This window comes from Microvirga sp. 2YAF29, assembly GCF_052114605.1.
In the GTDB taxonomy this organism is placed as follows: domain Bacteria; phylum Pseudomonadota; class Alphaproteobacteria; order Rhizobiales; family Beijerinckiaceae; genus Microvirga.
Map to the genome: position 1 here is coordinate 1 of NZ_JBFRFB010000022.1, position 15,866 is coordinate 15,866.

A 15,866-nucleotide genomic window follows, 5' to 3' on the forward strand; every position below is an offset into this window, starting at 1 on the left:
TCGACGATACCCAACATTTCGGTGCATCCAAATCGGGCAGCGGTTTACCGCCGCAAAGTCGAAGAACTGGAGAACTTGCTCGAAGACACTGAACACAAGGATGATGCAATGGAACTGATCCGCTCGCTGATCGAGACGATCGTTCTGACGCCAAAGGAGGAGGGCGGTCTCGATGCGGATCTGCACGGCGACCAGGCGCGGATCCTCACGCTTTGCTCAACAGGCGCTGAAGAGGCGAAGCCGCTTCGCACGGCGCGTGTTGCAGGCTTCAGACACGACGAAGCCCCCGCGCATATTTGCACGAGGGCTATTTGTGTTTGGTTGCGGGGACAGGAAACCACCGACGCTTGGCACACAAAGGCGTTTGTAGCAGGGCCTCAATAAAGAGGTGCTATAAGAATGGGTGAAGACGACCGTCCCGGGACATCCTAGAAGGGCCACCACAAGCGGCCGTCTTTTTCCGTATGAGAATGAGCAACCTGTTGTCTTCAGGCCGCCGATGGACGAGAGGTCCTGTCGGTCGTGGAGCAGCACCCAGAGATCGAGCTGCTGTTCACGACCGGGTACACGGCCAATGCCATCGTCCACAATGCCGTCTGGACCCTGGGATGCACCTGATCGGCAAGCCCTTCACCTATGCCGAGCTCGCCTCCAAGGTCAGGCGCATGCTCGATGGAGATTGATCCGGAGCGTCACCGGAAGTCTGCCCGACGGCACTGTATCCTCTGTCGGCTATGAGACGCGTTTCAGTCCGGGCGGCTGCCACGTCCCTTGGCCGGGCGGCAGGATAGAAGGCGCCTCGGTCTTCGACCAGTACAATCGCATCACGAGATAGATTGTGTCGTTAGGCGCAGGCAGCCAATTCGCCTCTTTGTCTGCGCCCGGCGACTTGTTCTGGATGTAGAGCGTCAGCGATCCATCCGCGTTCTTCTTCATGCCCGGCAGCATCGGCGAGTTGATGAGGTAGCGTTTGATCGGGTTTTCGATCAGGAGCTGGCTCTTGCCGTCATACATCGTCAGCGACCAGAACGAATTCACCGGTGGCAGTTGTCCCGCCGGGAAGGTCAGTGTGTAATTGTGCTTGCTGCCGTCGAGCGTCTGGCCGTCGCTGTCAACGCGCGTGAACGGATAGGTGGCTTCCTCCGGATCGTTGCCATAAATGCTGGCTTGAGCGGCGACGGCCCGCTTCATCCAGTCGCCATTGTAGTGGGCGCTGTCGCCAGGAAGGCCGCTGACCCGCCAGCCATTGATCGTCTTTCCGACATTGGCGACGGCCTCGTCGACCTTCCGCTGGCCCTCCTTCAGGCCAAGACCGATCTCCAACTTATGCTCGAGAGCGAGGTCTTTGAAGTTGAAAGTCCGGCTTGGCCCAACGCCGATGCGTGCCAGCTTGGTGCGTATCTCCTTCTCATTCGCTTGCGCCGGCGCGAATTGCAGCGCGAAGTCGAGATAGTCGAAGAAGTTGGTCTTCACGAGTTCCTTGTCGATCTTGGGGAAGTCGATGGTTGGCGCGGCCGGCGGCGTCGTCCGCTTCAGATAGGCCGAGAGCATCTGTACCGTGTAGCCGGCCTGCACCTTCTTGACGTTGTCGAGATCATCCGGGCCGAAAAGCTGGGTGCGATAGCCTGCGAGGGAAAACTGCGTGCTCGAACGAAACACCTGCTTGATGCCGGCCGGGGGGCGCCCTTCCAATCGGGCCCGACCACCATGTAGTCGCCGGCCTCGCTCCCTGTGGCCCGGGTGCCGATATAGCCGTAATTGTAGGTATTGCCGTCGCAGAGCATGACCGAGTAGTAGCGCTTCGGGTCGACCGCCGGCACCGAGAGCACCACCGGCTCCGTCCGCAAGTCCAGCCACACGAAGGAATAGGGCGTGTCGCTGTTTGGCGTGACGATTGCCGTATCTTTGTAGGTGAAGACGTTGGGTTCGTTCTTGATCTGATTGAACGGCGCCTTGAACTGCCCGGAATTGCGATCGGCCGCGTACTCGTACATGACCGCATAGTTCATCACGATAGGCAGGCCATAGATGAACCCTGCCTCGGCAATGTCTTTGGCGCCGAATAATCCGGGACGATCAGTGCTTGTCTGCGCGCCAACCGGGGCGGGTACCATCGTTGCGACAGTGAGCGTGACGAGCGCACTAGAGCCTAGGAAGCCTCGCCTTGTGATCATGGAACGCCCCATCCAGCTAGAACAAGCTTCCGGAATCTCGAATAGAACGCAGCAGCAGAGGCCTAGTGTTAACGGTAACACTCTGTTCGGAAAGCTAACAAGTTTTCATTGGGACTAACGCGCCCGAGCCTACTAGGACACAATCAACATGGGTCGAGAGCCAATGGCTTCCATGTTGTATCTCGTTCTAATTCAGAATCGGCATAAACCAATATGACCTAACCGACTTGGAATGGCGCGTATTCGCGCCGCTCCTGCCGACAAGTCCAGAGAATTACCGCGCAATTGATGGCAGCCGTATGCTGAATGGGTATCTTCAAGGTCGTAGCCTTATCACCATTCAGCCGCTATGGCACTCTGGGCGCCAGGAACACACTTCATCGCCACTTTGGTCCAATATTCGCAAGCCATCCGGTTTTTGCGGCAGGTTTAACGTCTCGAAGAGAGATTGTGCTCTTACCTTTGCATCTTCCAGATTCGTTGTGTCGTGTTCAACCCGGTCCAGAATGGCGTGGGCATCGTCCGTATCCCTAATCCGAAAGAACTCGACGATAAACATCGTAAGAATCCCACTCTGTTAGATGAACCGATATGTTTTTCAGGTGGCCTGTCCCTCGGCGGTGATCTCGTACCGTATTTCTTCACGCCCATCGGCGAAGAAGTAAGGAATGCCCACCAAATATCCAGCTCTTGAGAGCGCTAGAGTCTGGGCCTCTCTACAACCACGCGGAAACATGCCTTCTCTCATCACTAGTTCAGTAGCTAGTTCCGCGAGCACCCCGAGAAAATACATGGCTCGATGATCGAGTTTTGTCTCTTTGTCATGCATGCGAAATCCCGTTCTATTACTTAAGAGGACTGAGGCGATGCCAGGGAAGAAGATCGATTTTCAGCCCGGCGGACTCATTTCTGGGAAGGCAGCCTGATCTGCTTTGTTGCGCGCAAGAACGGCATGCAGGACTGCCAGTATGGCTTCATCTGCGGCTGCAGCCGCCAACTCGAAGGCGGCGGACGCATAAGTCTCGGCCTCGTCGGCCTCAGACTCCAGCAGGTAAATCTTATCCTTCTCATTCCGTAGAACGTGAGTAGCGTGCAACCCGGATTTCTTTTCCGCCACCCACGCCTTTGCTCTGGCATTCGCCGCCTCGACAGCAACACGATGGTCGTAGATGCGTTGCTCGACACGGTCGAGTTGGCCCTCCAGAACATCTTGTGAGTGATCGAAGGTTGCCACGCCATTCGATTTCAATGCTTCAAGCCGACGATCCAAGCCGTGGAGTTTGATGCGAAGCTCATCGCACAAACGGCTGATCCGCTCACTCATGCGTCGGTTCTTTCAACGTCCGCTGCGACTGCCATTCATGGCTGAATTGACTCACGATGCCAGTGCTGAACACTTTGGCTCCCAGCCCGGCCGTCCGAGCTTCCATCACGGCCGCATTGATGGCGAAAACGCGCGATCCGTATTCTCCGTGGTGTTTGCCGTTCACCCGAATGCGCCAAGCGCCATGATGTCGAACGACGTAAAATTCCATTGTCATAGGGTGGATCTCCGCTGAGGGGCTGCTGTCTCTTTTAATCCTGCAGCAACCTTAAAACTGCTTGCCTGCCATCCAGCTTTCGACATCAGCTTTGGCGATCTCGTAAGGCAAGCTATAGCGAACCTTCACAAGAGCGATCAATTGTTCTTCGTTTTTGAACTGCGATAGATCCAAGGTCGTCAGGCAACTCCACTGACGTTTCGCATCGTCGCGATAGCCTGTTTTGCGAGCCACCGTTTCGTTGCTTTCGCCGCCTCTAAAGCCAAACATCATAGCCTCCATGAATTGGGGCTGGTCTCATCGTACAGCGACCGGCTCAAAGCTGCTTATCCAAGGCCCAGAACTCAACATCTCTGGTCGCCTGCTCGTGGGAGAGGCTGTAGCTCTCTTCGACTTTTACGATGAGCTCTGATGGGGTTCGGATCCCCATCACCTCTATCGCCGTCAATCGGTCCCACCTGGCTTGCATCAGCGGCAAGGCGTGAAGCGTCAGTCCGGGACCGCCCGACGTTTGATAGTGCTGAAGATCGAACATGCAGCGGCTGTTCAGACACAAGGGGAACCTCCACCTCTCACATACGAACCTTGGCCAATCGAAAAGTAAGCCTAAAGTTCAGCATTAGATTAATATGGGAGCCAAAGCCGCAATTACAGGTGCTAAATAAAATAAATATCAAGTAAATGCGATTTATATATCTATAATGTACGTTAAGGCGTATACTGAGAAATAATAAATAATCCAATTATTAGGATTATTTATTATTATCTTCAGCGCAAACTAGCTAAGGAGCAGCAAAATGTTAGGCCAAGCGGTCGTCTCGCTTCTGCTCATCGCCGGATGCCTCCTCCTCTATGAGGTGGGCACGCGAGAGAGAACGGTTAGGCATTCCAAAACCCTGCGATAAAGGAGGACAAGATGTTCGATAAATCTCGCCCGCCCTGGATCAATGACCCACTAAACCTGACACTCGTCATCGTTGTGATCGCGGCGTCGATAGTCATGTACTTCATCGTCGTGCGCGGCTGGTCTTGGTGACAGATGAGCAGGATCGGCGACGTTGCCCGAGAACCCGAAAGGATTTTGTCATGAGAACGCATCGCTATGCCGTCGGCCAGCACGTCAGCTATGCCGAGGTCTCTCCTCCCTATGATGTCTGGAGCGGCCGTTACGAGATCGTCTTCCTTCTCCCTGCCGGAGACCGGGAGCCTCAGTATCAGATCCGGAGCGATGATCACACCTATGATCGGGTCGTTGGGGAATCCCAGCTCCAGGAGGATCTCGGCGCGAGGGGACGATGCGGTTGAGCGGAAAGCGGATCGAGGGAGCGGATGAAAAGCAAGATCTCACATCGAAGCGGGGCAACACGGCTGAACCCGATCAGATCCGACAACTGGCTCAACAGCTCCGGGAGAGCGGCTTCCATCGGCTCTCCGAACGGGAACGCCGCCTTCTGACGCAAGCGGTGCTGGATCGCATTGCTGCTGGCCCCGATTATGAGATCAACCTCAAGGCCGATGTGATCCCTTATCATTCAGGGCTACGGATCCAAGCTTTAGTCCCCATATCTTAGTATGGGGCCAGCAGGTGCGCTCCTTGAGGAGATTTCCTATGCGGGTCATATCCGTTGCAGCCATGCTTACCCTGTTGGCTCTGCCTCATCCTGTCTATGCGAAAGACCAAGTTGCGTCTGAAGCAGAAAAGCCGAAAGCTTCCACGGAAAAGGTTTATTCAGCCGAGGAATCGGCATCGATGGGAAGAGCGGCTCGCACAAAGGCCGAGGCGCAAGAGGGTATCTGGGATCGCAAGATGAAGACTCTCATGAGGGGTATCTGCACAGGGTGCTGATCGGCAAGCCACTTTGAGTGAGCGCTTAGCATCCGTGATAGCCATCAAAAAGTCTGGTCGCTGTCCTATCCTTCCAACATGAGCAACAATCCGAAGAAGCCAAGCGAGGGTCAGGATCTCAGAAGGTGGGATGACGAGGGTGGTGCGCCCCGATCAGGTCATCCTTCCCAAGAGGTGCCTTTTGCGCCCAAGCACAAGACGGAAACAACTCTCTATTATTTCAACATCCGGACTGAAGGCCATCTTGTCGAAGATCCCGAAGGAGACTCGTATCCTGACCTTCAAGCTGCGCGAGAGGCCGCACTCGCCACGGCACGCGTCATGATTGCCGAAGGCGGCCAGAAGGGCGAGGATCGACGAAGCTGGCACGTTGAGATCATGAACAGAGCCAATGAACATGTCTTGACGATCATGTTTTCAGAAGCGCTTGGTCCTGGGGCGGATGGTTGAGCTGGATAGATCTCGCTGCCGCAGCATGGCAGATTCATAGAAAAGTGAGCTTGGTATGAGCAAAGGTTTCCTTGGAGCCACTCAAGACGTTCTCAACGTGATCTGGAAAACGATGGGGCGTCTGAAAGGGCACCCCGCACCAGCATCGAAGGTGAAGCTTAACGGGCGGCGCGGCTATGGAGACAGCGAGATCCCGTTGTCAGATAAGAAGCCGGACGAGCAGTGATTTGAACAGCGCCCTCGCATCTAAGGGACAAATACAAGGAACAGGAACGTTGCAAAAATCACGAGGTGAACGAAGCCGTAAAGAATATTTATCCGCCCGGTGCCAAAGGTAAGAAGGCTCACGACAGCAGTAAGCATGAACAGGACTGTGTCCTCGCCGTCTAGGCCCAGCACGAGGTCTCTCTGGAGCCAGAGGTTGAGGGCCGCGACTGCCGGAATAGTCAAGCTGATAGTGGCGAGCGACGACCCCAAAGCCAGATTGAGGCTCTTCTGCAATTGATTTCCTCTCGCGGCCCGGACCGCCGCCACGCTCTCAGGCAGCAGGACGAGCAAGGCCACGACGACTCCCACCACGGCCTCAGGAGCACCGACGAGCCTAGTGCCGGCCTCTACGACAGTGGCAAACATCTTCGAGAGCAGAATAACCGCGCCGAGCGACAGGAAGAGCAGAGCCACGCTCACTATTACGGTACGGCTCTGCGGCATGTCTGAGCTTACATCATGCCCCTCCGTGTCAAGCACAAGGAAGTAATCTCTGTCGCGTACTGTCTGAATGTAAAGGAACCCGCTGTAGAGCGCGAGGGTGGTCAGGGTCACAAAGACGAGTTGGCTTGTCGAATAGAACGGCCCAAGACGAGCTAGGGTGTAGTTCGGCAGAATGAGGGTGAGGGTCGCCAGCACGATGAGAACGACGAGGTATGCACTTGCGCCGGTCACGCGAAAGCCCTGCTCGCGATATCGCATTCCGCCGAGCACGATGCACAGGCCGACGAGTCCGTTGCCGACGATCATGATCACCGAAAACACCGTGTCGCGAGCAAGCGCCGGACTGCTCTTGCCACCCAGCATGATGGAGGTGATGAGTGCAACCTCAATCACCGTCACGGCAACAGTGAGAACGAGGGTGCCGTAGGGCTCCCCAGTGCGACGCGCGATCACCTCCGCATGGTGGACTGCCGCAAATACAGTGCCGATCAAGAGAGGGATCAATGCTGTGGCAATGAGGACACCAACAGGTGTGCCGATGGCCTCGCCGCTGAAGCCATAAGCGGAGGCGAGCGCAAAGAAGAACATCGCGGCGGCAGGGAGCACCCAGGTTGAACGGGGCCTCAAATTACTGAGCTTGGGCATACCCTGTTCTCCGCTTTTGAATTTCTGAAATTCTAGGATTGAGACATCTAAAACAGGTGAGGCGAGAACGGGGCTCTATGGCCGGCGAAGGCTTCGACAAGAATCGGACCCTTAATGAGCTCAATAGGACATCATGATCAATCCGATTAGGATGTTATAATTTATCTCTCTACCTCACTATCTAGGGCGGACAGATAATGCAGGACCAGACGCTCGCCTTTGCCATCCTGGCCGGAATGATGGCTCTGTTCGTCTGGGGACGGTTGCGTTACGATCTCGTCGCCGTTCTGGCCCTCCTTGCTGCCGTGTTTACCGGTATTGTACCGCACAAGGCAGCCTTCTCCGGATTCGGGGACGACATCGTCATCATCGTCGCGAGCGCATTGATCGTCAGTGCGGCGGTCGAGCGCTCCGGCGTGCTGGAGGCGGCCCTCCATCGGGTCTCGCCTTATATCGCCTCTGTGCAGGGCCAGATCGTGGTGCTCGTAGCGGTCGTCACGATCCTGTCCGCTTTCGTTAAGAACATCGGCGCGCTGGCGATGATGATCCCGGTCGCGTTCCAGTTGGCGCGCCGCTCCAATGCCTCACCTTCATACTTTCTCATGCCGATGGCCTTCGGCTCGCTGCTTGGAGGGCTAATCACCCTCGTCGGTACCTCGCCCAACATCATCGTCTCCCGCGTGCGCGAGGAACTGACGGGACAGCCCTTCAGCATGTTCGACTTCACCCCGGTCGGCCTCGGCCTTGCTGTGGCCGGCGTGGCGTTCCTGGCCTTTGGCTATCGGCTTTTGCCAGGCGACCGCAAAGCGGCTGCAAGCCTGGATGAGGCCATCGATCTTACAGACTATATGACAGAAGCACGGGTGACCGCGAACTCGCCGATCATCGGGCGCACCGTCGGCGATCTGGCCAAACTGTGTGACAACGAAGTTCTGGTGACGGGCATTGTCCGGAATCAGGCCGATCAAATGATGCCTCTGCCGGATGTCGTTCTTTGCGAGGGCGATATTGTCCTCCTGGAAGGTGACCCTGAGGCGCTCGAACGGGGTGTCGCCCGCGCCCATCTGGAACTCGAAAGCGAGAGGCGTCCGACCGAAGGCCAGGCTTCGGACGAGGAGACGGGAGGCATCGAGGCCATCGTTGGGCCGATCTCGATGCTGATCGGGCAGAGTGCCAGACGCATGGCGTTGCACGAGCGTTTCAACATCAATCTTCTGGCAGTCAGCCGCAGCGGTATGCGGTTCACCGAGCGACTAAGGGACATCACCTTGCAGACCGGCGATGTTCTGGTGCTGAAGGGCGATCTCACCCGGCTTCCGGACAAGCTGAAGGAACTCGGCTGTCTGCCGCTGGCTGAGCGGGAAATCCGTCTGGGCAATGTGCGGCAGGGGCTTGTTCCCGTGGTCATCCTGGGTGGTGCCATGGGGCTCACGGCCATCGGAGTACTGCCCGTCGCTACCGCCTTCTTCACGGCCGCCGTCCTAATGGTCCTGCTTCGGGCGCTCTCGCTGCGCGAGGCTTACGAGGCTGTCGACTGGCCGATCCTGGTGATGTTGGGAGCTCTTATCCCGGTCAGTGAATCGATCCGTACGACCGGAGGTGCCGATCTTCTGGCCGGATGGCTGTCGCAGATTGCCGGCGCCCTCCCATCCTATGGCGCGCTTGCGCTGATCATGGTGGCAGCCATGGCTGTGACGCCGTTCCTGAACAACGCGGCGACCGTGCTGGTGATGGCTCCCATTGCAGCAACCTTCGCCGGTCGGCTTGGCTACCAACCCGATGCTTTCCTGATGGCGGTTGCGGTCGGTGCAGCTTGCGACTTCCTCACGCCCATAGGACACCAATGCAACACGCTCGTGATGGGGCCGGGAGGATACCGGTTCGGCGACTACTGGAAGTTGGGATTCCCGCTCTCCTTTATCATTGTCTTGCTTGGCGTGCCGCTTATTCTTCTCGTTTGGCCGCTTATCTGAAGAGGGCGCTCGGCTCACAATCGTGCCGAAGGGAATGTTTAGAGCGGAAACTGAACGGTAATCCTTGTCCTCCGTTCGCTCTCGATGGTTAGGGCGCCATTCAGACTACGAGCCATGCCCTCGATCAGGCGCATGCCCATGGACCCCACGCGCCAAGTGGCAGGAAGGCCCACGCCGTTGTCCTCAATGGAGAGAAGCGCGCCGTCCCCTTCATAGTGCAATCCAATGCGAACTGCGCCCCGCCGTCTGTCGGGAAAGGCATGCTTGAGAGCGTTGGTGATTGCCTCACCCGCGATCAGCGCCACGTTGATGGCACGATCAACATCCAACGTGATGTCATCAGCATCGCTCATGAGTTCAATTCGATAGTCCTCCGGGCTCTGAAGATGGCCGAAATTCCGGCATAGCTCCGTCAGGTAGCCTGCCATGTCGACCGACTGCACGTCGTTGCTGTCCTGCCGATAGAGAAGCTCGTGAATGCGGGCGAGGTGTTCGAGCCGCTGGATGGCGTTCTCCAATGCTTCAGAGACGCCGGGATTGTCCTGGCGTGCAATCTGGAGCCGCAGCATCGAGATCGCCATGGCGATGCTGTTCTTGGCCCGGTGATTGACCTCGTGCAGCAACACGCTCCTCTGACCGAGGAGATTATCCTTTTCCCGAATGCTCTCCGTCAGGACACCCTCCAGAGCATGTCTGCGATCCAATTCGCTCTGAAGCTCCTGGGTGCGTTCCTTGACGCGGCTTTCCAAAACCTCGTTCAGGCGCTGGGTGCGCCGCTCGGCCCTGATGCGGCGGGTGATGTCCCAGAAAGACGCGAAGTGCTGGATCACGCGGCCCTGATCGTCATGAACAGGGCTGACAAACTGTGCTACCCAAACTAGCCGGCCGCTTTTGGCCCGAAGCTGAACCTCAAGATTGAGAGGCTCATCCGCCCTCACGGCAGCTCGGATGTGCCGCTCCACGTCCGGATCCGTGTTAGAGCCGGTCAGAAAGAAGTAGTTCTGACCTAGGACCTCCTCGCGGGAGTGCCCGAACAGGTCAATGAACGACTGATTGACGTAAACGATGGGATTGCCATCGACCGTGGGATCGGTGACCACCATCGGCATGCGGGTGGCCTCGACCGCGGCGACGAAAGGGCCGCCGCCGCGCCGGAAGGAGCTCACCCGCTCCTCGGCTTGCCCCTGAAGGATGTCAGCTGGTGTCAGGTCAAGCGCCATTGATTTCGCTCCCTGCGGTCCAGCTACGATGCCCACTTGCCGCCGACTGGCTTCGCCGGGGTGCTGCCCTTGCCTTGGTCCGCGAAGGGAGAGGTCGGGATTGGGTTCTTGGGCTTGTCCTGCTTCGGCTTTTTTGCTTCGCGGTTACCGCGCTTCTCGCCTCTGGCCATAGCTTATCTCCGTTGTGAGTCAGGAACTGGGAAGGGTCGTCTCAGTCGTGGGATGGCTTGTTGAGCAGATAATCGAAGTCGGCCAGCACCCGGTCGATCAGTCTACGGCGACGCAAATCAGATGCGTTCAAATTCTGCGCGAGCAGACCCAACAGATAGCGTGCCTTCTCGACAGCCTCCGGCCAGTCGGTGGCGGGTGCGGTCGCAAGCAGATCTTCCAATTCCACTTGTCTTGCGTGCAGCGCTGCTTGGTCGGCTTCGACCTCGGGCCGCAGGCGTCGAAGGTCGGCGGCTTTCTGGGCCGCCATGCCGCGATGCGCATCAAGATTGGCTGGTTGATCAACCATGGTCCTGCTCCTTTCCGTTGAGAGGCGAAGCTGGTGTTGGCGATGGGATCTCGTCCAAGCATTCACCTGCGCACCGGTCGTCTCAGGTTCGCTCCGTCAGCAGCCGCGCCAGCATTTTGGCTTGCTGCGTATTCTCGCCCGCCGGCTCGGGCGCAACGAGGTGCCACCCGTGTGCGCGAAGGGCCCAAGCGACGTCGGAGAGACTGCCGAGCGGCTCATGTGGCCACGCTGGCTCGCCTGTTGGCGTGAGGATCATAAACTGACGTGACGCCTTCCTGCCGACGCGAGCGACGTAAAGTGTCTCATCGCCCTGGCGAAGCAGTGCAACAGGATCGTAGATTTGCGATCCGCGAAAGAAGGCGTCTGCGCTGGTCAATTGACTCACGCTTGCGACACGATTTCGCTCTCGCGCACGGCACGCTCGCCGAAGCCGGAGGACTTCACGCGGTATGAGACCTCGCCGGTCTGATCGGCCGGCATGAGGCGGGTCACCTCGTAGATGCCGCTTGTCGTTGAACGCTTATCCGAGAAGTTCGGTTGGGTGATGCGGACCAACTGACGAATTTTATACTTGTGAGACATTCTTTTCTCCTGAATTCCAACCGCTGCCAGATGACTGCGGATACAAACAAAAAAGCCGCCCCACGGAGGGAGCGGCTCCAAGACCGAGCGGCACAACTCTATGTCCTGCGCCGGTCATCAGCGATTACGCCGTCTCGATGTTGTTGACAGCGATCTTGCCGGAGCGGCGGTCTTCAGCGGTGTCGAAAGCAACCTTTTGGCCTTCGACGAGGTTGCGCATGCCGGCGCGCTCAAGAGCGGTCGCATGGACGAACACGTCCTTTTCGCCATTGTCAGGCTGGATGAAGCCGAAGCCCTTCATGTCGTTGTAGAATTTCACAGTGCCCGCGATCATGGGGATAGCCTTTCGCGATTTGCTGTAGATGCACGTGAGCGAAGGCGCGCAAAAGCACGGCATTAACTCGGTTCGTCAATGTAATGGTAAAAAAATCCGAACGTGCGCCTGGCAATGCCAAAAGCAAAACGACCCGATTGTCCGGTCGTAAGCCGATAATATCTATATATGCCCTATATCGGAGGATAGCAAGTGCTGCTTTTATTTTCCATTTTACTTGAGAAGAATTCCATTTTTTTGATACCCAAAGCTAGGACTACGTCCTGAAGGGTAGAGGCAGCTTTAATATTGATCAGGTCCATCCAATGCACATTCACTTGCTTCCTCATGTCTGAGCATACGAAAAATGCGACGGCAGTTTGCGGTGGAGAGTTTAAGGATGGGCGGGCAGCGGTAGGTCGGCCTCATCTTCCCGACAGGCGACGCATGTTCGCATAAGGAGCATCTCGTCGCCGGCAGCTCCGAGTTCAAACCCAAAACCCAAGAGGCCGGAGGACTGTGGACTTACTCAGCCGAGCCATGCGCCGGAGATTCTGGACCATAGCGACCAAATGGAATTCCTCCCTAGCCCCCGTCAGTCCGCGCAAGCGCATGCGCTCGAGCCGTAGGGTGGTCTTGAGATGGGTAAACAGCATCTCGACCTTCTTTCGCTCGTTGCGCGAGGTCGCGAACTGCGGTGTTCCGGCCAACTGTCGCGCCTGATCGCGTGCCTCTTCATGGACGCTGCGCAGCACCTTCCGGGCGAGGATGTTCGGGCAGCACTGTGCCTTGAGCTCGCACGTCTGGCAGTCCTTCTGCGAGGTGCGGTACTTACGGATGCCGTCATAAGCGCTGTCGGTGCGCGCCACCGTGTAGTTGCGCCGGAACTGCCTCAGGATCTTGCCTGCCGGACAGGTGTACTGGTCCAGTTCCGAATCGAAGCTGAAGTCGGAGCGGCCAAACGTGCCCTCGCCGCGCCTGCCTTTGTCCCAGACCGGAATGTGCGGCTCGATCGCCTGGCCGACCAGCCAGTTCAGGAACTTGCCTGTTCCGTAGGCGGTGTCCGCCGCGAGCCTCTTCGGCTTGAGACCCAATCGTGCCTGAGTGCGCTTGAGCATGGTGGCGGTGGATCGCACCTCGTCGAAGGTGCGCGCCGGCGTGGGCTCGACATCGACAATGATGGCGTGCTCGTTGTCGATCAGATAGTTCAGCCCATAGCCGAACTGGACCCGCTTGTTGGCCTTGGCCGTCCAGGCGGAGGCTGGATCGGAGGGCGAGATCACCTTCGGAGCCTTGCGGCCGGCCTCAAGTTCCCTGGCGCCGTCAAGCGCCTCAAGGTACTCGCGCACGGCCCGGCTTGGCCGCTCGACAGCATCCCAGTCGATCGTCTCCGGCTCAAGGCCATGATAGCGGCTGGCGTCGGCTTCGATGACGCTTGCGTCGACGGCAAAGCCCTCGCCCTTGATCAGCCGGCGGCCAGGCAGATGGCGACCACGCGTTCGAACACCAGGCGCAGCAGATCGCTGTCGCGGAAGCGCCCATGCCGGTTCTTCGAGAAGGTGGAGTGGTCCGGCACTGCATCGTCCAGATCGAGCCGACAGAACCAGCGGTAAGCCAGGTGAAGCGAAACCTCCTCGCACAGCTTGCGCTCGGAGCGGATGCCGTAGCAGTAGCCGACGATCAGCATGCGCATCATCAGCTCGGGATCGATCGAGGGCCGTCCCGTGTGGCTGTAGAAGGCTGCGATCTCACGATGGATGCCGGCTAGTGCCTGGCTGACAAAGACGTCGATCCTGCGAAGGAGATGGCCGGTGGGGACGCGCTCTTCCAGATGAAAGGAATAGAAGAACTGCGCCTGGTCGTTCCGCTGACGCCCCATCATCGCTGCGTGTCCTCACAAATCCTGAGGAGAACGGAATCATGCTCATCGCGCCGACACAACCAAGTTCTTCAACAGCATCGACCCATTCCAGACCTTACGAGGCTAGGAAAAGCAGGTTCGCGGCAGCGCGTGGACCGGACAACGGCTGGACATCGTTCCGGCGGGTGATGATCTCGGGGTCCAGAGCGGAGGGAGCTGGCCATCGGTCCAGTTCTGTCAAGACAATGTCTCAATCGATCAAGCACCCCTCAAGATTCAGCGTAGAATTCAGGCTTTACGACGGGTTCGGGACCAGGAGGAACATCGGCTCCAACATTGCGTGATGGTCTATGATTGCCTGGATTCCAAAGTTAGCCGACGTTCTCGACTTGGAATGAACCTTTAGGAAGGGAGGCTCCAATGATTAGAGTGATCGCTGTTTTGGGTTTTTCCTTAGCCATCGCTTCACCGACGCAGGCAATGCCACTTTCGCCAATTCAGTCGGAGAGTATGGTCACGCCAGTCGTCGCCGGTTGCGGGCCGGGCAGGACAAGGGTTGATGGTGTTTGCCAGTCCAGAATCGAGAAACGCCACAACCGCCGAGAAGAACGCAGGTGCGCGCGATGGAATGGAAACGTTTGCGCGCAATATGAGTGAGATGTTTTGAACTGGCGTCTGAAACCAACAGTCAATAGTTCACCATTCATCTCCGTTTAAGCAGCGCCCGGTTCGACGCCGTGCACTGTATTTTCTGATTCTGGTTGTACGAAGACCAAACAATTCGTGGTGTTGTAGCTCTCGGTTCGATTGCCGAGATCGAGTTTCAAACCGCTCTCGGCAAATGCCGTAGCAACCTTGGGCGTCGGCGCTTTAGGTGTCGGCGTGCGTCCCGGACACCTGTGAACCGTGGCTGTCCAGTCAATCGGGCGGGTCGGCGCTGATCTGTTGCGCCGATGCGTCCGGCTGCGCACGACTCATTGGATACGCTAGACCGTACAGAGAGGTGCAGGGGGACAAGTCGATGGACCAGAGCGCACCGAACCTGGCACCGAGCCTGAACCCTCGACCATGTTCGACACGACGCTTCGGATCGGGCTGGTGGCTCTGCTGGTTTACGCCTGCGCCCGGATCGTGCTGGTCGGTGTCGTGGTGATGATGGGGCCGATAGTCATCATCGTGACGTCGCTTGCGATCTCCCTCTATTCGCTGATCTCGAACGTGTAGAGCCAGGATGTGACGCTACCCCCGCCACCGCTATGGCTCGATGGCACACCGGTGGTCGGCAAGAAGCTGACGGAGATCTGGCCCCTCGTCGCCACCAACCTGCCTGCGGCATTGAAGCAATACGGCCATTTGCTGAACGGGCCCCTGGCGTGGCTGGCGTCGTTCGCCGGAGGTCGGCTGGTAGATGTCCGGAAGGAGCCTTAGATCGGGTGCGGGCTCCAGTTTTTGGGAGATCTTCCCATGCATCGTCTTCTGATCATGTCCATCCTTACCGTCACATTGGCGCTGATCGCCCCCGCGGCTGTGGCGCAGCAGCAGTTCGATGGACGCTGAAGTGTCCACGCCATTCCCGAAACAGGCTCGTGTCACAGGACGTATCGCTACGCGGTTGTGGTTGAGAACGGGGTTACCCGCAATGCCTCGCGGCAGACAGGAGGACAGGTCACCGGCGGGCTGGAGCCCAGCGGGCGCGTTCGGATCAGTGTTCAATGCCCCAGAGGGCGGGCCGACATTACCGGGGAACTGAAAGGGGATTCAGGTTCCGGCGCCTGGATCATGACGGGGCGGATCTCCTGTTCAGGGCGGTGGACTGCCACGAAGCAAGGCTGATGCCGGGCCGGCGCAAATTCGCCATGCTCTGGGACGATGAAAGGGGCTGTTGCCACGAGTGACATAAGGCAACCTTCATCAGGAAACCTCCAACGCCTGCTCCCTCCCACCTCTGGTGAGGGAGCTTCTTTGTGAGGGCAAGAACGAGCAGAATCTGATCCCGGCTCCCCGTTGCGCGATGACAGCACTGTCATTCGATC

At 57.8% G+C, this 15,866-nt stretch carries 18 protein-coding genes and 3 pseudogenes; 7 read left to right on the forward strand and 14 right to left on the reverse strand.

All coding sequences use genetic code 11. The features are described from left to right. A pseudogene (locus tag AB4Y85_RS18210) lies at positions 1-384 on the forward strand (hypothetical protein); the annotation flags it as partial. A 348-nt stretch (positions 385-732) separates the two neighbouring features. Here AB4Y85_RS18210 and AB4Y85_RS18215 read toward each other — a convergent pair. From AB4Y85_RS18215 to AB4Y85_RS18245, 7 genes and pseudogenes are all read right to left on the reverse strand, one after another. Continuing rightward, positions 733-2,174, reverse strand: a pseudogene (locus AB4Y85_RS18215) (DUF1254 domain-containing protein). 340 nt (positions 2,175-2,514) lie between these two features. Continuing rightward, on the reverse strand, positions 2,515-2,733 hold the full coding sequence (locus tag AB4Y85_RS18220; RefSeq protein ID WP_441986339.1) for a hypothetical protein: 219 nt from the start codon (positions 2,731-2,733) through the stop codon (positions 2,515-2,517). 39 nt (positions 2,734-2,772) lie between these two features. Next, positions 2,773-3,003 (reverse strand): hypothetical protein, encoded by a 231-nt coding sequence (locus AB4Y85_RS18225; RefSeq protein WP_441986340.1) that lies wholly within the window; start codon positions 3,001-3,003, stop codon positions 2,773-2,775. A 60-nt stretch (positions 3,004-3,063) separates the two neighbouring features. Next, positions 3,064-3,498: a hypothetical protein gene (locus AB4Y85_RS18230; RefSeq protein ID WP_441986341.1), complete on the reverse strand. Its 435-nt coding sequence runs from the start codon at positions 3,496-3,498 to the stop codon at positions 3,064-3,066. After that, positions 3,491-3,715 carry a hypothetical protein gene (locus AB4Y85_RS18235; RefSeq protein WP_441986342.1) on the reverse strand — a complete coding sequence of 75 codons (225 nt, stop codon included), beginning with the start codon at positions 3,713-3,715 and terminating at the stop codon, positions 3,491-3,493. The genes AB4Y85_RS18230 and AB4Y85_RS18235 overlap by 8 nt, the downstream gene beginning before the upstream one ends. A 51-nt stretch (positions 3,716-3,766) precedes the next feature. After that, on the reverse strand, positions 3,767-3,988 hold the full coding sequence (locus AB4Y85_RS18240; RefSeq protein WP_441986343.1) for a hypothetical protein: 222 nt from the start codon (positions 3,986-3,988) through the stop codon (positions 3,767-3,769). 43 nt (positions 3,989-4,031) lie between these two features. Then, positions 4,032-4,250 carry a hypothetical protein gene (locus AB4Y85_RS18245; protein ID WP_441986344.1) on the reverse strand — a complete coding sequence of 73 codons (219 nt, stop codon included), beginning with the start codon at positions 4,248-4,250 and terminating at the stop codon, positions 4,032-4,034. Between the two features lie 551 nt (positions 4,251-4,801). On the opposite strand from AB4Y85_RS18245, the gene AB4Y85_RS18250 reads away from it, so the two are divergent. The 4 genes from AB4Y85_RS18250 to AB4Y85_RS18265 all read left to right on the forward strand — a co-directional run bounded on the left by AB4Y85_RS18250 (position 4,802) and on the right by AB4Y85_RS18265 (position 6,237). After that, complete coding sequence (locus tag AB4Y85_RS18250) at positions 4,802-5,020, forward strand: hypothetical protein (protein ID WP_441986345.1); 219 nt, start codon at positions 4,802-4,804, stop codon at positions 5,018-5,020. After that, positions 5,011-5,286 carry a hypothetical protein gene (locus AB4Y85_RS18255; RefSeq protein WP_441986346.1) on the forward strand — a complete coding sequence of 92 codons (276 nt, stop codon included), beginning with the start codon at positions 5,011-5,013 and terminating at the stop codon, positions 5,284-5,286. Before AB4Y85_RS18250 ends, AB4Y85_RS18255 begins: the two co-directional genes overlap by 10 nt. Before the next feature lie 353 nt (positions 5,287-5,639). Next, the gene (locus AB4Y85_RS18260) at positions 5,640-6,011 is read left to right on the forward strand and encodes a DUF6894 family protein (RefSeq protein WP_441986347.1); all 372 of its coding nucleotides are present in this window, start codon (positions 5,640-5,642) and stop codon (positions 6,009-6,011) included. 55 nt (positions 6,012-6,066) lie between these two features. Beyond that, entirely contained in the window at positions 6,067-6,237 is a 171-nt protein-coding gene (locus tag AB4Y85_RS18265) for a hypothetical protein (protein WP_441986348.1), read from the forward strand. Positions 6,238-6,257: 20 nt separating this feature from the next. Here the strand turns inward: AB4Y85_RS18265 and AB4Y85_RS18270 are convergent, their stop codons facing one another. Further along, a complete protein-coding gene (locus AB4Y85_RS18270) occupies positions 6,258-7,367 on the reverse strand; it encodes a calcium:proton antiporter (protein ID WP_441986349.1) in 1,110 nt (369 codons plus the stop codon). A 197-nt stretch (positions 7,368-7,564) separates the two neighbouring features. Here AB4Y85_RS18270 and AB4Y85_RS18275 point away from each other — a divergent pair, with 197 nt between their 5' ends. Next, complete coding sequence (locus AB4Y85_RS18275) at positions 7,565-9,340, forward strand: SLC13 family permease (RefSeq protein ID WP_441986350.1); 1,776 nt, start codon at positions 7,565-7,567, stop codon at positions 9,338-9,340. 38 nt (positions 9,341-9,378) lie between these two features. On the opposite strand, the gene AB4Y85_RS18280 is transcribed toward AB4Y85_RS18275, so the two are convergent. From AB4Y85_RS18280 to AB4Y85_RS18305, 6 genes and pseudogenes are all read right to left on the reverse strand, one after another. Next, positions 9,379-10,560 (reverse strand): sensor histidine kinase, encoded by a 1,182-nt coding sequence (locus AB4Y85_RS18280; RefSeq protein ID WP_441986351.1) that lies wholly within the window; start codon positions 10,558-10,560, stop codon positions 9,379-9,381. A 23-nt stretch (positions 10,561-10,583) separates the two neighbouring features. After that, positions 10,584-10,730: a hypothetical protein gene (locus AB4Y85_RS18285; protein ID WP_441986352.1), complete on the reverse strand. Its 147-nt coding sequence runs from the start codon at positions 10,728-10,730 to the stop codon at positions 10,584-10,586. A 41-nt stretch (positions 10,731-10,771) separates the two neighbouring features. After that, the gene (locus AB4Y85_RS18290) at positions 10,772-11,077 is read right to left on the reverse strand and encodes a hypothetical protein (RefSeq protein WP_441986353.1); all 306 of its coding nucleotides are present in this window, start codon (positions 11,075-11,077) and stop codon (positions 10,772-10,774) included. Positions 11,078-11,458: 381 nt separating this feature from the next. Continuing rightward, complete coding sequence (locus AB4Y85_RS18295) at positions 11,459-11,659, reverse strand: hypothetical protein (RefSeq protein ID WP_441986354.1); 201 nt, start codon at positions 11,657-11,659, stop codon at positions 11,459-11,461. Between the two features lie 124 nt (positions 11,660-11,783). Next, positions 11,784-11,993 (reverse strand): cold-shock protein, encoded by a 210-nt coding sequence (locus tag AB4Y85_RS18300; protein ID WP_441986355.1) that lies wholly within the window; start codon positions 11,991-11,993, stop codon positions 11,784-11,786. A gap of 467 nt (positions 11,994-12,460) precedes the next feature. Continuing rightward, a pseudogene (locus tag AB4Y85_RS18305) lies at positions 12,461-13,854 on the reverse strand (IS1182 family transposase). Between the two features lie 1,047 nt (positions 13,855-14,901). Here AB4Y85_RS18305 and AB4Y85_RS18310 point away from each other — a divergent pair. Continuing rightward, positions 14,902-15,057 (forward strand): hypothetical protein, encoded by a 156-nt coding sequence (locus AB4Y85_RS18310; RefSeq protein WP_441986356.1) that lies wholly within the window; start codon positions 14,902-14,904, stop codon positions 15,055-15,057. Positions 15,058-15,866: the final 809 nt, after the last annotated feature.

Coding starts and splice junctions, on each gene's coding strand:
- AB4Y85_RS18235 (WP_441986342.1), bottom strand. CDS start 3,715: ATGACAATGGAATTTTACGTCGTTCGACATCATGGCGCTTGGCGCATT.
- AB4Y85_RS18220 (WP_441986339.1), bottom strand. CDS start 2,733: ATGTTTATCGTCGAGTTCTTTCGGATTAGGGATACGGACGATGCCCAC.
- AB4Y85_RS18310 (WP_441986356.1), top strand. CDS start 14,902: ATGTTCGACACGACGCTTCGGATCGGGCTGGTGGCTCTGCTGGTTTAC.
- AB4Y85_RS18260 (WP_441986347.1), top strand. CDS start 5,640: ATGAGCAACAATCCGAAGAAGCCAAGCGAGGGTCAGGATCTCAGAAGG.
- AB4Y85_RS18290 (WP_441986353.1), bottom strand. CDS start 11,077: ATGGTTGATCAACCAGCCAATCTTGATGCGCATCGCGGCATGGCGGCC.
- AB4Y85_RS18295 (WP_441986354.1), bottom strand. CDS start 11,659: ATGTCTCACAAGTATAAAATTCGTCAGTTGGTCCGCATCACCCAACCG.
- AB4Y85_RS18275 (WP_441986350.1), top strand. CDS start 7,565: ATGCAGGACCAGACGCTCGCCTTTGCCATCCTGGCCGGAATGATGGCT.
- AB4Y85_RS18230 (WP_441986341.1), bottom strand. CDS start 3,498: ATGAGTGAGCGGATCAGCCGTTTGTGCGATGAGCTTCGCATCAAACTC.
- AB4Y85_RS18300 (WP_441986355.1), bottom strand. CDS start 11,993: ATGATCGCGGGCACTGTGAAATTCTACAACGACATGAAGGGCTTCGGC.
- AB4Y85_RS18270 (WP_441986349.1), bottom strand. CDS start 7,367: ATGCCCAAGCTCAGTAATTTGAGGCCCCGTTCAACCTGGGTGCTCCCT.
- AB4Y85_RS18255 (WP_441986346.1), top strand. CDS start 5,011: ATGCGGTTGAGCGGAAAGCGGATCGAGGGAGCGGATGAAAAGCAAGAT.
- AB4Y85_RS18285 (WP_441986352.1), bottom strand. CDS start 10,730: ATGGCCAGAGGCGAGAAGCGCGGTAACCGCGAAGCAAAAAAGCCGAAG.
- AB4Y85_RS18225 (WP_441986340.1), bottom strand. CDS start 3,003: ATGCATGACAAAGAGACAAAACTCGATCATCGAGCCATGTATTTTCTC.
- AB4Y85_RS18250 (WP_441986345.1), top strand. CDS start 4,802: ATGAGAACGCATCGCTATGCCGTCGGCCAGCACGTCAGCTATGCCGAG.
- AB4Y85_RS18280 (WP_441986351.1), bottom strand. CDS start 10,560: ATGGCGCTTGACCTGACACCAGCTGACATCCTTCAGGGGCAAGCCGAG.
- AB4Y85_RS18245 (WP_441986344.1), bottom strand. CDS start 4,250: ATGTTCGATCTTCAGCACTATCAAACGTCGGGCGGTCCCGGACTGACG.
- AB4Y85_RS18240 (WP_441986343.1), bottom strand. CDS start 3,988: ATGATGTTTGGCTTTAGAGGCGGCGAAAGCAACGAAACGGTGGCTCGC.
- AB4Y85_RS18265 (WP_441986348.1), top strand. CDS start 6,067: ATGAGCAAAGGTTTCCTTGGAGCCACTCAAGACGTTCTCAACGTGATC.